At 55.5% G+C, this 14,188-nt stretch carries 8 protein-coding genes; 2 read left to right on the top strand and 6 right to left on the bottom strand.

Annotation, left to right across the window (positions count from 1 at the left end; genetic code table 11):
- Positions 1–66: 66 nt before the first annotated feature.
- On the bottom strand, positions 67–3,915 hold the full coding sequence (gene hrpA, locus SYN_RS06240; protein WP_011417225.1) for an ATP-dependent RNA helicase HrpA: 3,849 nt from the start codon (positions 3,913–3,915) through the stop codon (positions 67–69).
- 19 nt (positions 3,916–3,934) lie between these two features.
- On the opposite strand from hrpA, the gene SYN_RS06235 reads away from it, so the two are divergent.
- Together SYN_RS06235 and SYN_RS06230 are read left to right on the top strand one after the other, a co-directional pair.
- Entirely contained in the window at positions 3,935–5,896 is a 1,962-nt protein-coding gene (locus SYN_RS06235) for a class I adenylate cyclase (RefSeq protein WP_011417224.1), read from the top strand.
- A gap of 60 nt (positions 5,897–5,956) precedes the next feature.
- Positions 5,957–8,662 (top strand): glycogen/starch synthase, encoded by a 2,706-nt coding sequence (locus SYN_RS06230; protein WP_011417223.1) that lies wholly within the window; start codon positions 5,957–5,959, stop codon positions 8,660–8,662.
- Between the two features lie 8 nt (positions 8,663–8,670).
- Here the strand turns inward: SYN_RS06230 and SYN_RS06225 are convergent, their stop codons facing one another.
- From SYN_RS06225 to SYN_RS06205, 5 genes are all read right to left on the bottom strand, one after another.
- Positions 8,671–10,203: a DUF4139 domain-containing protein gene (locus tag SYN_RS06225; protein ID WP_011417222.1), complete on the bottom strand. Its 1,533-nt coding sequence runs from the start codon at positions 10,201–10,203 to the stop codon at positions 8,671–8,673.
- Between the two features lie 2 nt (positions 10,204–10,205).
- Positions 10,206–10,961, bottom strand: a complete 756-nt coding sequence (locus tag SYN_RS06220; RefSeq protein WP_011417221.1) for a pseudouridine synthase — start codon at positions 10,959–10,961, stop codon at positions 10,206–10,208.
- Positions 10,962–11,106: 145 nt separating this feature from the next.
- Positions 11,107–12,096 (bottom strand): tryptophan--tRNA ligase, encoded by a 990-nt coding sequence (gene trpS, locus SYN_RS06215; RefSeq protein WP_148202510.1) that lies wholly within the window; start codon positions 12,094–12,096, stop codon positions 11,107–11,109.
- A 117-nt stretch (positions 12,097–12,213) separates the two neighbouring features.
- Entirely contained in the window at positions 12,214–12,486 is a 273-nt protein-coding gene (locus tag SYN_RS06210; protein WP_011417219.1) for an HU family DNA-binding protein, read from the bottom strand.
- Between the two features lie 259 nt (positions 12,487–12,745).
- Positions 12,746–14,173 (bottom strand): murein transglycosylase A, encoded by a 1,428-nt coding sequence (locus tag SYN_RS06205; RefSeq protein WP_011417218.1) that lies wholly within the window; start codon positions 14,171–14,173, stop codon positions 12,746–12,748.
- Positions 14,174–14,188: the final 15 nt, after the last annotated feature.

Genomic DNA, 14,188 nt, shown 5'->3' with positions numbered 1-14,188 from the left:
CTTAAAGGCTGAATTTTCGGGCAGCGACCTACAACGTCGAGCTTTGAACATTGAACGTTGAACCCTTTAAAACATCCTGACGATTTCGTTCAGTTTTTCCTCGAGCCGACGGGCGGATACGGGGAAAGCCGTTTTCAGCTCCTGGGCGAAAAGCGACACCTTGAACTCCTCGATCATCAGGGAAAGGTCTGCAAGAGCCTGCTGCTTTTCATCGGAGACACCGGACGTCATGTTTTGCACAAGTTCATTATGCCGGGTGACGAAAGGAAGAAGCTCCCGTTCCCGGCGCCGGTCTTTTTCAGGATTGAGCAGGCCCCGTTCGGCGCGTATCTTCAGGGCCTTCAGATAACGGGGGATATGCGAAAGCCGCCCCGCATCGAAGCGGCACAGAAAATCCGCCGGCAGCAGTCCCTCCATTTCCCGTCGAAGTTGAAGAATGAATTCCCGCGCCCCGCTGTTTCCCCGGTTGACGATCTCAAGATTCCTGAAATCTCCCGCGATTTCGAACCAGGCCTTCAACAGGGGCTCCACAGTCCTGATCCCCTCCTGTCCGGAGATCAATATCTTCCCCGCTATCTTCCGGGCATGGGCCTCGAAATCCTCCGCTGTCCGGACATCCACGGCAAAGAGATCTTTTTTCACCTTTTCGAGCAGCCGGCTTTCCATATTCCGAACGCCGATAAAAGACTCCGCCCAGGTTTTCAATGGTTCCGTCAATTTGAGCGCCTTTTTCAGCTCTTTCAACTCCCGGGTAAAATAAAGGCCGTAAAGTGCAGCGATCCCTTCCCGATGCACGCAGGCCGCTTCCTCACGGGTCTTATAAAGGCGGAGATGGACGCATCCGTCTCCCGGGGTCAGGGCAGGCCAGGCGCATCCCTTGAATGACCCGTTCGCGTGGAGATCGATGGATTCAGGAATCTCCCCGAAATCCCACGCCGTCAGATCCGATTTTTCCCATTTTCTCCGCGCCTGTTCAAAAGCCCGGGAATCCTGCTCCGCGGTCAGGGTCTGCTGAAGTAACGAGAGGTCCCGGCCGGCAGCCTTCTCGCGACCCTCGCCATCCACAACGGCAAAGCGCACCTGCAGGAAATCGGGGACTTCTCTGGCGGACCAGGCCGATGCGGGGATGTCCACACCCAGTCTTTCCCGGAGCAGGCCGGCCACGGCGGAAAGAAGCGGACCTGAGGGGCCGCCCAGATGCTTTACGATGTAATCCGCTGTCCCGGCCAGCGGCTGAAGTTTCTTACGATACTCCTTGGGCAGTCCCCTAAGCAGGGCCAGAATCCGGTCCCGCAGATGTCCCGGAATCATCCAGTCGGCAGCCGCGGCAGGGACATCGGGCAGCAGGACATCGGGAATTTTCAGGGTCACGCCGTCGTCGGCCTTGCCCGGATCGAAACGGTAGACGCAGCGGTAGCTCCGCCCTCCGACGGTCACCTCGTCGGGGAAAAGGGATAATTCCTCCTCATCGGGAAGCCGGGTCAGGACATCCGCGGGAGTCATCCTCAGAAAGGCGTCGCCGCCCTGTTCCCGGATCTTTCTCTTAAGCGTCCGCACATTGCAGATCCCCGGCAGCCTCGACGCGTAAAAATCGTTCAGCACGGATTCATCCTGGAGAAGATCGCGGCGGCGGATTTTGTCCTCCATCCCGATGACCTCCGCCACGAGCTGACGGTTGTAGAGCAGGAACGGCAGAGGCGTTTTCAACTCCCCTTCCACCAGGGCGCTGCGGACAAAGATGCGCGAGGCTTCCTCGGGATCGATATGCGCGTATGACACCTTTCGCTGCGGAACGATGACCAGGCCGAAAAGCGAGACCTGCTGATAAGCCACAACCTCTTCCCGGCGCTTTTCCCAGTGCGGTTCGGAATAGGTGGAGGTGCAGAGATTTCCGGCCAATTCCTCGATCCACTCGCTGGAAATATTCGCGGCGATGCGGGCGAAGAGCCGGGACGTCTCCACCATTTCAGCGGCCACGATCCAGTTCCCCCCGGAATTGAAGAGTCCCGAACCCGGAAAGAGCATGACTTCCCTTCCCCGAGTCGCCGAATAGATGTTTTTCTCCTTCTTGACGGCAATGCCGGACAGATAGCCGCTGAGGATGGAGCGGTGGATGGCGGCGTTCAGATCTTCCGGAGCCGCCGCTAACTTTTTCGAGATGCTCCGGTCCGCTTTTTCCTCTTCGCGCCGAATTGTCCGGATCTGCTCGTAAATGTCTTTCCATTCCCGCATTCTTCTCCAGGACAGATAGTTCACCCGGCAGTATTTCCGCATCTTTCCCTGACTTTTCAGCGTCTCCTGAGCCCTCTGATACTTGTCCCAGATGCGCAGCAGCGTCAGAAAATCGGACGTTGGATCGAGAAAAACGCGATGAGCCGCGTCGGCCAGGCCTTCCTCATCGACGGGCCTCTCCCGGGGATCCTGAATGCAGAGCCCGGAGGCGATGATCGTCGCTTCCTCCACACACCCTTCCTTTTCCGCCTCCAGAAGAATCCGGGCAATCCGCGGGTCCATGGGCAGACGGGCCATCCGGCGCCCTCTCTCGGTCAGCCGCACGTCCGCTTCCCCATTCCCTTCTTCTCTGCTGTTCCTGTTTTTCTCGATGGAGATGGCTCCCAGTTCCTTCAGGATTTCAAACCCGTCGCGGACGCTTTTGGGATTCGGGGCATCGATGAAGGGAAAAGCCGCCGGGTGGCCCAATCGAAGTTTCAGCATGCGGAGGATGACCTCCGCCAGATTGGAGCGCAGAATTTCCGGTACGGAAAACTGGGGACGGTTCAGATAATCCTCTTCCTCGTAAAGCCGGATGCAGACGCCGTTCTGCACGCGCCCGCACCGCCCTTTGCGCTGATCGGCGCTGCTCCGTGATATCGCCCGCACGGGGAGGCTGTTGGTCCGGGTCCGCGGATTATACTGGGAAACACGGGCGTAACCGGTGTCAATCACGTAGCGGATGCCGGGGATGGTAAGCGAGGTTTCGGCAATGTTCGTGGCTACAATGATTTTCTGCGCGGTCGTCGCCGAAAAGATGCGGCGCTGCTCCGCCCAGGACAGACGGGCAAAAAGGGGAAGAATGACCAGGTTCTCATAGCGTCTTCCCTCAAGCAGCTCACAGGTGTCCCGGATGTCCTGTTCCGTGGGCATAAAAATCAGGATGTCTCCACGGTCGGAACGCCTGGCTCGCAGTTCCTCCACAGCCCGCACCGCGGCTTCGACGTGGGTGATTTCCTCGTCTCCGTCACCCTGTTCGATGGGCCGGTAAAGGACTTCCACGGGATAAACCCTTCCCGTGACTTCGATTACCGGAGCGCCGTCAAAGGCGGCGGCGAATTTCTCCGTATCGATGGTGGCCGAGGTGATGATGATCTTGAGATCGTTTCTCTTCCGCAGGAGGGTTTTCAGGTAACCGAGGAGAAAGTCGATATTGAGATTCCGCTCGTGCGCCTCATCGACGATGATCGTGTCGTAGGCGTGCAGGAGAGGGTCCGACTGGGTTTCCATCAGGAGAATGCCGTCGGTCATGATCCGTATATACGGGGAAGGACCGGAACGGTCTTCAAAGCGGATGCGGTAGCCCACCGCCTGGCCGACGGTCTGCCCCAGTTCCTCGGCAATCCGCTCCGCCACAGTCACCGCGGCGACCCTCCGGGGCTGCGTGCAGCCGATGATCCCGTTGATGCCTCGCCCTGCCTCCAGGCACATCTTGGGGAGCTGAGTCGTCTTTCCCGAACCGGTCTCTCCCGTAATAACCACCACGCGATGACGCGCGATGGCCTGAACGATTTCCCTTCGCCGGGCCGTAATCGGCAGATCCGCCGGATAGGTCACCCGGGGACGGTTTTTCCGCCGAAGCTCCTTCTTATTCCCGGAGCGCATCCGCCCCGGACGTTTATTTACATGGATTGTTTCTTGCACTTATTGTCCTGATTTTCCTTTGGACAACATCCGGAAAACCGCAATTGATCTTTGCCGAAGCAGGGAGGACGCAGGAATCAGAATGGCCCTGTCCAGAATTCTTATCCAAAACAAAAGCATCTTTCTTGAATACAACCGGTTCCGAAAGCGTCTGTTTTCCGAGCTTGCCCCGAAAGACAGCGAGATCATCCTCTATCTGCTGCCCTGGATGCTCAGCGTCAACGACGTATCAATCCCCGGTTACGTTGATCATATAAAGCAAAATTTCCGTGTTTTCAACATCGAAACCGAAAAGGATATCCTGAAACGGGAACGCCTTTTCAAGAAAACCTTCCACATCCGGAACGACTTGACCGTGCTCAAGCCTGCTGAAAAATCCCTGCCCGTCGAGGGTATTTACACCATCGGAAGCGTCGGGACGATCAGTCAGACTTCCTCTTCGGACTGCGATCTCTGGATCTGCATCGACAAAACGCTTTACGACGAAGAGGCCTTTGATCTGCTCACCCTGAAAATCGACCGGATCAAAGATTGGATGGATTCCCGGCTGAAAATGCCCGTCTGTTTTTTTCTCTGCGATGTCGAGGATATCCGTGCATGCCGGTTTGGCGGCGTGGATTGTGAGAGCTGCGGCAGCACCCAGAAAAAAGTCCTCAAGGAAGAGTTTTATCGGACGGCCATACTCACAGCCGGCAAAATTCCCCTCTGGTGGGTTGCCTGGGACCGGCGGCAAACCCTGTGTTATGATGATGCCGTCAGGGAGTGGCAGTCCGCCCCGTCGGTCTACTATGATCTGATCGATCTGGGAAATCTGGATTTCATAGATAAAAGAGAATCCTTCGGCGCGGCGCTCTGGCAGTTCAACAAATCACTGACTCATCCCCTCAAATCCATTCTCAAGATGCTGCTGCTGAAAATGTTTCTCGAATCACCGAAGGAGGAGCTTCTCTGTCACCGCTTCCGCCGGCTGATTCTCGATCAGCCCCGGAAGCCCCATTCCTTTGTTGACCCCGGTGCTTTCACGCTCATCGCCGTCCTGGATTTTTACCAGAACATGGACCCGCAAACGCTCCAGTTTATCCTGAAATGCTTTTACCTGCGGTATAAGGTCAAACTCTTTTCCAGAACCATGACGGTCAAAGAGGAAACGGCCCTCGAGCTTTTCCGGAGATACGGGCTGGACAGGGAGACGATATATGAACTCAATCGCTTTTCATCCTGGACATATTCCTCGCAGATCCGGTTTGGGGAATTCATCGTCCTGCTCCTGGTAGACATCTACAAAGACATCGCCCATATCGCCAGGGACGTGACGGGTGATGTGGCCGCTCAGGATCTGACAATCCTTGGCCAAAAACTTTCCGCTTCCCTGAAAAAGAAACCGCACAAGATCCCGGTTCTTTCCAAGCCCCTGGAAACCTTGAAAATGCCTTCGCTGACCTTGCGCTTCTGTGAAAACAGGTGGCAGGTTTTCCCGGATAACGACGACGGCGCAATGATCGTTGAGAAGAGGGATCTCGTGTACTGCCTTGCTTACCTCGCCTGGAACGATCTCTATTTCCCCGGGCAATTGCGGATGCTTCCCAACCCGACTTCGGCGGCAATGCAGGAAATCATCAATCTGCTGCAAAAAATCCGTGAGGTTTTCGGCGTCTACGACGTCAGTTCCATCGATTTTCAGAATTTCCTGCAGCCGGAGCATACGGAGAAATTGCTTATCATCATCAATTTCGCGGCTCCTCCCCACGCCGACGTTATCCATACTCTTTCCGTCATTCGTCTCAACAACTGGGGAGAATTATTTGTAAACCGGTTTACCCTCCAGGAAAGGTTCATTTCATTTCTTGAAAATATCGCGGAAAGCTCTTACAATACAGTTGAGTTTTTTCACGTTCAAAAAAACGCTCCTCACAGCGGAAAACTTCTCGCGAAAGCAAGGCGCCTGGTATCCAAATATTTTGTTCTTGTCGATCGGAAATAGTCGTCACCAAACAAAAATTTTTTTTCTCGAGGGTCCGGCGGATCCACTCCATGGAGAGCCATGTCATCTGTGATTTTCTATTTTCAACTGCACCAGCCCCTGCGTCTTCATCCCGACAGGGATAAATTCCTCTGGGATGAAGAAAACAGGGAAATTTTTCTTAAAGCCTCCGAACGCTCTTATATCCCCGCAATCGGCATGTTTACCGATCTCATCCGGAATCACCCCGGTTTCCGGATTACCCTGAGCATGTCGGGGACCTTTCTGGAACAGGCCCAGACTTATCATCCGAGCCTGATTCAGGCCCTGCGGTCTCTTCTCGACGCGGGAAAAGAAAGTCAGCAGGTCGAATTCCTCTGTGAAACCTATTATCACTCCCTGGCCTCCCTCTTCAACGATCCACACAAGCAGGAATTTCGGGATCAGGTCTCTCTTCACCGGGAAGCCATAAGAAAACTCTTCGGCATATTTCCGCTTTCGTTTCGAAATACGGAGCTGATCTATAACAATTCAATTGCCGACATCGTTGCCGACATGGGTTATGTCTCCATTCTGTGCGAACCGAGAGAAAATTCACACATGGGCGCTGGCACCGGATCAATTTCTCCCAATTCGGTATTTCGCGCCCGGGGCACCCATCTGGTCGTTATCCCCCGTAATATCGCGCTCAGCAACGATGTGGCCTTCCGTTTTTCCAGTCACCCCCTGACTCCGGAAGAATATGCCGCCTCCATAGCGCGCGGTGACGGCGAGGTGATTCTGCTCGGCTACGATCTGGAGCACATCGGCGGCCATATCCGCGAGGAAAAAGGCATTTTCGACTTCTGGAGGGGATTGCCCGCCGCCCTGGAACAATATCCGGATCTCCTCGTCGAAACACCGACGAGCGTCGCCACCCGCTTCAAGGATGCGCCTCTTCCTTCCCTGGATATCTCCGGTCTGTCCACCTCTTCCTGGCTGGATGTCATCAGAAATACCTTCGGCTGGCTGGAAAGCGCGGCGCAGTTTGAGCTTTTCAAGGATATGGAAGGCATGGAAGGCGTGGCCCGCCGGGCAGGAGGAGAACTGCTGACCCGCTGGCGCAATCTGACCGCTTCGGACCACATTTATTACCTTAAAGACCGGAGCATGGATGAACATGTCCTTTGCCGCTACGAAAATCCCTATGAACGATCGACCATCCGCGCCACTCAGATTCTGACGCGAAAAATCGACTATCTGGAGATGTTCATCAAGCGTTTCGAGATTCTGAAGCGAACGGAAAAGACGCCGATTCTTCTGATTACCCCGGAAACCGGGAGGCTGCCGTTCGACATGGGGATGCTGGCCAAATACATCTCCGGAAAAAGCGGCGGCCAGGGCGAGGTAGTTTCCGCGCTGTGCGAGGGACTTCTGGAGAGAGGAATCGATGTTCATCTGGCCACCCTGAATCTGAAGAAGCGGTTTCAGATGGAATCCCAGATGACAGAGAGTCAGTGGCGGGAAATCCGCTACAAAATCGATCCGGAGAACATTCATCTGGTCAGTTCCGCCATTTTTGCCGACAATCTCAGCGCTTATTCCGGGGATCCCCTGCGGACCGCCGCCGAATTTCAGCGGGAAATCGTCAACAATATCCTTAAGATCGTCCGTTCAAAGCACGAAGGCCGCCTGATCATCCACAGCCATGACTGGATGGCCGGCGGCGCGATCACCGCCTATGCGAAATTGACGGATGTGCCCGTTCTGCATACGGTGCACAATGTCTTCACGGAAAACCTGCCCCTGGACCTTTTGTCGGGAATCAATCTGAGCGGCATTTCCGATTATCTCTACTACTCGGAGGCTTACGGCCAGCCATGCATTGACTGCCAGGCAACGGCGATCAAAAATGCCACGATAATCAATTTCGTGGGAAAACAATTTCTCCGCGAGGTGGTGGAAGACTATTTTCTCGATCGCCCGCTTGTCCCGCTCAGCGTCAGGAATGAAGTCAAAGCGAAGTATTTCAATGACGCAGCCCGGGCGATCATCAATGCCCCGGCCTCCTCCATGTACCCCGAAAACTGTCCTTTTCTAATCAGAAAATACGGGCTGGACGATCCCATTCTGCAGGCAAAGCGGGAAAACCTGGTGGCTTTTCAACAGCGCACCGGACTGAACGTCAACCCCGACGCCATTCTCTTCTACTGGCCTTCCCGTCTGGATCCTGTTCAGAAGGGCATCGAACTTCTGGAGGCAATCGCTCAGAAATTCGTGACGGCCTATCCCGACGCCCAGATCGCCATTGTGGGGGACGGAATTGGCAGCGACCGCACCCATGTTGAGATTTTCGGCCGGATCGCCTATGGCTCCGAGGGTAAAATCGCATACCACCGCTTTGATGAAGCTCTGTCTATGCTCGGTTTTGCCGCGGCAAACGACGTCTTCGGCGCATCCCTTTACGAGCCCTGCGGACAGATCGATCAGGTGGGAAATCTTTTCGGCGCGACAGCCACGAACCGGGATACGGGCGGCTATCATGACAAGATCACCGAATTGCGCTTAAAAATGGACGGCGCGCCCCAGGATGTGGGCAACGGCTTTCTTTTTCGGGATTATGATCCGGGTGGATTGTGGTACGGACTGGAAAAAAGCATTAAATTTCACCGGAAACCCCCGGCGGTGCGTGAGGCCCAGATCCGGAGGATTATGAGGCAATGCCGTGAAAAATACGACCTTCAGACGATGATTGCCCAGTATATCCGGATTTATGAAAAGCTAAACGGAGGAAAACCTCTGGGATAGGAAGCCGCTCAGGGGGTCCAGCTCATCTCCACATTCAAGTCCCGTGGCGCTGCGATGTGGAGAAAGGTTTCCAGCGTCCGGCCGGTGCCCGGCGGCAGCTCCAGTTCCCGCACTCCCATCTCCGCTTTTTCTTCCGGATAACCTGGTTCTCCCGTCATTGCGAACGTGATCCGGCGGTCCCGGATTTGAGGGACGGGCTCTTCGACCCGGACTTTCAGCAGCTTGCCGCCTTCATTTTTTACGACCGTCTGCCAGCGCCAATCCCACACCTGTTTATTTGCATCGAATGCAGGCGCGTTTCCCGGCTCCGACAGCATGTTGATCTCCGCCTGAACATCCGGACAGCTCCCGAAAAGCAGACTTTTCTCCCGTCCGGAAAAACCGAATTCCCGACGGCCCAGCAATACGCCGTCCCTCAGAAACAAAGCCGGATTTTCCGGAATCGTCACGGGTGACGGCAGGGTGATCACTGCCCGCATCTCCGCATTCCGGCCGGAAAATGGTTTCAGGATACGGGTAAAGACAGCCGGCCAGTTCGCGCTTTCCACGGGAAGAACCACCTTTTGGCCTGCCGGGACGCTTCGTGTCCCCAGGAAACGGAAAAACGGGGCAACGGGATTCCGCATCGGCGTCCCTGCCGCTTCTGTTTTTTCCGTTTTCTTTGAAGCCTGACGAGCCCCTGTTTTCTCCACGCCGATTCGCCACTCCGGTGCTTTGTCCGGAACGGTCGGAGTCCCTTCCGGGTGGGTCGCCAGGGATAGCTCCACGCCGGCCCAGTCATGAGGGGAGTTCTGCCAGACCTCGGCTTCCCAGGAAAAGGAGACGCGTTCCTGCCCTGGATTGGCTTCAAGGCGATAGAGCGGCTTCCAGCCGCAGTCGGACAGGGTATAGGAATATCTCAAGATAATCGATCGGCTCTCCGGCTTCAAACCCAACAGAGACAGGCTGACTTCCCAGTCCGCCTTTGCCGCTTCACGGGGATTCTTCATCTCAGCCTGAAGAGTCGCGATGCGCTGATCCAGTTCTTCGCGTTCCTCCTCCAGGGTCATCTTTTCCTGCCAGGCTTTTTTCGTATTCCGGGAAATCACTGCAGAAAGATTGACGGCATCGTTCAACGATCTGGTTTTCGCTTTTGTCTGGGACTGCCAGAAGGCGATCCGCGCCTCCAGGCCCTTGATCTCCGCCGCCAGCCGATTTCGTTCCGCCGTCAGGCTCCGGTGCTGCTTCCGCTTTGCGTCGTTGACTGCGGATCCTTTGTCCGTCAAGGCCCGCCAGGAAAGAGAGGAAATCTTCAGTGCCGGATCTTCCACCGGAAAGATTTTCAGTGATTCGGGCTTAGCCGGGCCGGGTAGAATCAACACCGCCCTGCCCTCTCCCCCGCCCTCCATTCGAACCGACAGACGGGAAACTTCCGTCACCTGGGCCGATTCCGGGGAAAGGGTCGCTGCCACCGGCGTCGCCTCCGCCCTGCCGCACAGGACAATCAGACAGATCAGAACCATTGCCGCCGGCCATATCCTGAAGCAGAGAATTGTCCTCATTCTTATTTTTCCTTTTCCGGCAGAATCTTCGATCCGCTCCTCTTTCGCGGCGTCAGAAGCTGCTGAACCTCCCAGCCCTTGAGAAGCCGGTAATCTCCTTCCCGAAGATTGCCCAGATGCAGATCCGCAACAGCCGTCCGGATCAGCCTCAGGACCTCGTGCCCCAGTTGCTCGAAGGCCCGGCGGATAACCCGGTTGCGCCCTTCACTGATCTTCATGGTCAACCAGCTGCTCTTTGGATTGATCTCTTCGAGCGCCACCTCATCGGGAGCAAACTTCCCGTCTTCCAGCTCCAGCCCCTTCTGCAGGCGGTTGAATTCCGCGGCATTCAGTCTGCCGGAGATCTTGACCCGATAGGTCTTGGAAATACGATAGCGGGGATGCTGGACGCGCTGGGCGAAGCCGCCGTCATTAGTCAGCAGGAGCAGACCTTCGGAATCGTAATCCAGCCTGCCGACGGGAAAAAGCCGGACTCCCAACTCCGGCAGGAGGTGAATCACCAGGGGCCGTTTCTGCGGATCGCTGAGCGCCGTCACATACCCTCGAGGCTTGTTCAGCATTACATAGACCTTCGTTTCTTCCGCGCAGATCAGCTTGCCGTCCACACGGATCTCGTCCCGCTCGATGTCGGCCTTTGAGCCCAGCTCCCGGACGATTTCCGAATTGACGCTAACCCGCCCTTCGCGGATCATCTCTTCCGCTTTACGCCGGGACGCCACCCCCGATCGGGCGAGAATTTTCTGCAGCCGCTCTTCCATGATGATGTCCTGCCCTTCCTTTCATTCCGATTCCAGATTCAAGCGCGTTCTTCGCTTTCTGCCCGACGCCGGTTCCACAAGATCGCCTTGCGTCCGCCTGCATCGATTCCGCTGCCTTTCACTCATCGCAGAGCCGGGATTGAAATCAGATTTTTACCGCTTCCCGGACTTCTTCCATGGTCGCGCGGGCGATTTTCAGGGCGCGGGCATTGCCGTCATCGATGATTCCCCGAACCTCATCCATATGACTGCGATAGTAGTCCTGCCGTTCATGAACGGTTTTCAGCTCCCCGGCGATACGGGCCGCCAGGCGCTTCTTGCATTCAATGCAGCCGATTCCCGCCCTGCGGCACTCCACTTCGATTTCCCCGACGGCGGCTTCTTCAGAGTAAAGCCCGTGAAAGCTGAAGACATTGCAAAGCTCAGGCCGCCCCGGATCGGTCTTTCGCATGCGCTGCGGATCGGTGAACATCGCCATGATCTTCCTGTTCAGGGCATCGCCGCGATCGCTGATGAAGATGGAGTTGTCGTAGGATTTGCTCATTTTCCTGCCGTCGATGCCCAGGAGTTTGGGGACATTGGTCAGCAGGGGCTCGGGAATGGGAAAGATTTCCCGGTAGAGAAAATTGAAGCGCCGGGTGATTTCCCGCGTCAGCTCCACATGGGGCAACTGATCCACCCCCACGGGCACGCCATGGGCCTTGTACATGATGATGTCCGCCGCCTGAAGCACGGGGTAGCCCAGGAAACCGAAAGTCGACAGATCCCGGTTGGTCAGCTCCTCTTTCATCTCCTTATAGGTCGGGTTCCGTTCCAGCCAGGCCAGCGGGGTGATCATGGACAGCAGGAGGAAAAGCTCCGCGTGTTCCCTGATTTTCGACTGGACGAACAGGGTGCTTTTCCGCGGGTCAAGCCCGACGCTCAGCCAGTCGATCACCATGTCGATGATGTTCTCCCGGATCGAATCCGTGCTGCTGTAGTCACTTGTCAAGGCGTGCCAGTCTGCTACGAAGTAGAAGCACTCATACGTACCTTGATTCTGAAGGTCAACCCAGTTTTTCAACGCACCGTGCAGGTTGCCCAGGTGGAGTTTCCCCGTGGGCCTCATTCCGCTTAAAATTCGTTTCGCTGTCAAGATGCCCCCCTGAAAAATTTTTCCGTCCTTTATCAAAGATAACCGGTAAACGCAAGAAAGCCCCCGAAATTATTCTTCCGGGGGCTTTCTCCAGACTCGAAAAACGCAACAGAAAATTTATTTGATTTTTTCCGACAATTCCTTTCCCGGTTTGAATTTGACGACTTTCTTGGCCGGAATCTTGATGATATCGCCCGTTTGAGGATTTCTACCCTCGCGGGCTTCCCTCATGACGACGGAAAAAGTTCCGAAGCCGACCAGCCCCAGTTTCCCAGTTTTGTTCAGTTCCTTCGCTACCGTATTTACATAACTTTCCAGAGCTTTCGACGCTGAGGCCTTTGTAATGCCTGCTTCTTCTGCTATTACCGAAATCAATTCCGCCTTCGTCATCCTTCAAATCCCCCTTCGATATTTTGTAATGAAATGGTTAGAGTGAAATGCCGAATATCTGCCGCCCAGAAAAGTTCAAGCGACACCCGGATACGCTGAACCCTTTACAGCAGACCGTTCCGTTTCCGGGAACAGGCTCAATGCTGATTGTTGTTGATTTTTAACATAAAACATGCCCCTTATCAATTAAAAATAGGGGTTTGCCGGGGTGGCAATATGAAAAACCGCACAATGCATGGATCTCACACTCCCGTAAGGTTCAAAAGACCGTGGACGCCACCTTGCCGGTCACACTGTTTTTCTTCAGCAGAAAATACAGTTCCCCCGGTTCCTTGAGGCTTCCGGCAACCCGTTCCGCTTCTCTTCCCGTGCCGCAGTAAATGTCAACCCGCCCCGTCCCCTTGATCGCTCCGCCCGCGTCCTGATTGAGAACTAAGCGGGAGAAGGGGACCCACTCCAACCCGCCGCCCTCTTCAGGAAAAACAGGCTTCCGCAGTCGAATCAGGGCCGGCGCTCCCCTGGGGAAAAATTTTGCGTCCGTGGCGATGGACCGCCCCGCAGTCAGGGGCACATTGTGGGAACCGACATTTTCACCATCCATGATCCGGAAAAAGACATAACTCGGGTTCCGGTACATCATTTCGTCCCGTTCCTCCGGATTGTCCAGAAGCCAGTTTTTGACGCCTTCATGAGACATCTCCCGTTCCGTAATCTTTCCCCGATCCAGAAGCACCTTCGCCAGACCGCGGAAAGGGCGCCCGTTGGATCTGGCGTAGCCGACGCGGATTCTACGGCCGTCAGGCAGTTCCATGATGCCTGATCCCTGAATATGAAGAAAAAACAGCTCCACAGGGTCCGCTGCCCAGGCGATTTCAAGATTCCGTCCCTGAAGAATTCCTTTCCCGTCGATCTCCTCACGGCTGTAATGGGGAACGACTTCGCCGTTAAGAACCCGCCCGGTCAGGGTTTCTCCTTCATATTTCGAATTGAACTTACCCAGATTGATCACGACGGTTTCTTCCGGAGGGCCATACAGAGGAAAAGAATAGAAATCCGTTTTTTCCAGCGAACCCTTCATCACCGGTTCAAAATATCCGGTAAACAGGACGGTTCCTTTCTGATCCTGACCGGCGGCTTTATAAAAATCGAAGTTCCCGGCGATTTTCGTTCTTCTGCATTCATCGGACCCGCAGGTCTGAAGGATTTCCCGCAAGGCCAGCAGGGTTGCCTTCAATTCCCCGGCGGTGCAGGTTGATTCTCCCAGAGGGTAGCGGCTGTCCGCCGGAACTCGGCTGTAGAACAGCAGGCTTTTTTCGATAGCCGCCAGCAGGGATTCCGTATCGAGATCATCCAGCAGCTGGGGCACTTCCTGAGGTTTGATGGGCGTCAGCGACGAGGTCAGCGGAGTCGGTTCATAAGGCTCCGGAGGTTCCAGTTTCGGAGCGGGAGGCGGTGTGGGGGGCGGTGCGGGCGTCGGAGCTGGTTTTACAGAGGGAGGCGGAACGGTTTTCGGAGCCGGCGAAGGGACGGTCTTCGGAGCCGGCTCCACTTTTGCTGCCGGCGGTGGCAGCCTGTAAGCTTCATCCACTCCTTTTCGCGCCGCGCAGCCGGCCATCCCCATGGAAAGGAAAAATGCCAGGGCAATGGGAACCGTTCCCCTTTTCCAGTTATTCATCGTCATCTTCATAATTCATCTTCCTTT

This window comes from Syntrophus aciditrophicus SB, from assembly GCF_000013405.1.
In the GTDB taxonomy this organism is placed as follows: domain Bacteria; phylum Desulfobacterota; class Syntrophia; order Syntrophales; family Syntrophaceae; genus Syntrophus; species Syntrophus aciditrophicus.
The sequence above is the reverse complement of the archived record's forward strand: the minus strand, read 5'-3'. Positions and strand labels throughout refer to the sequence as shown.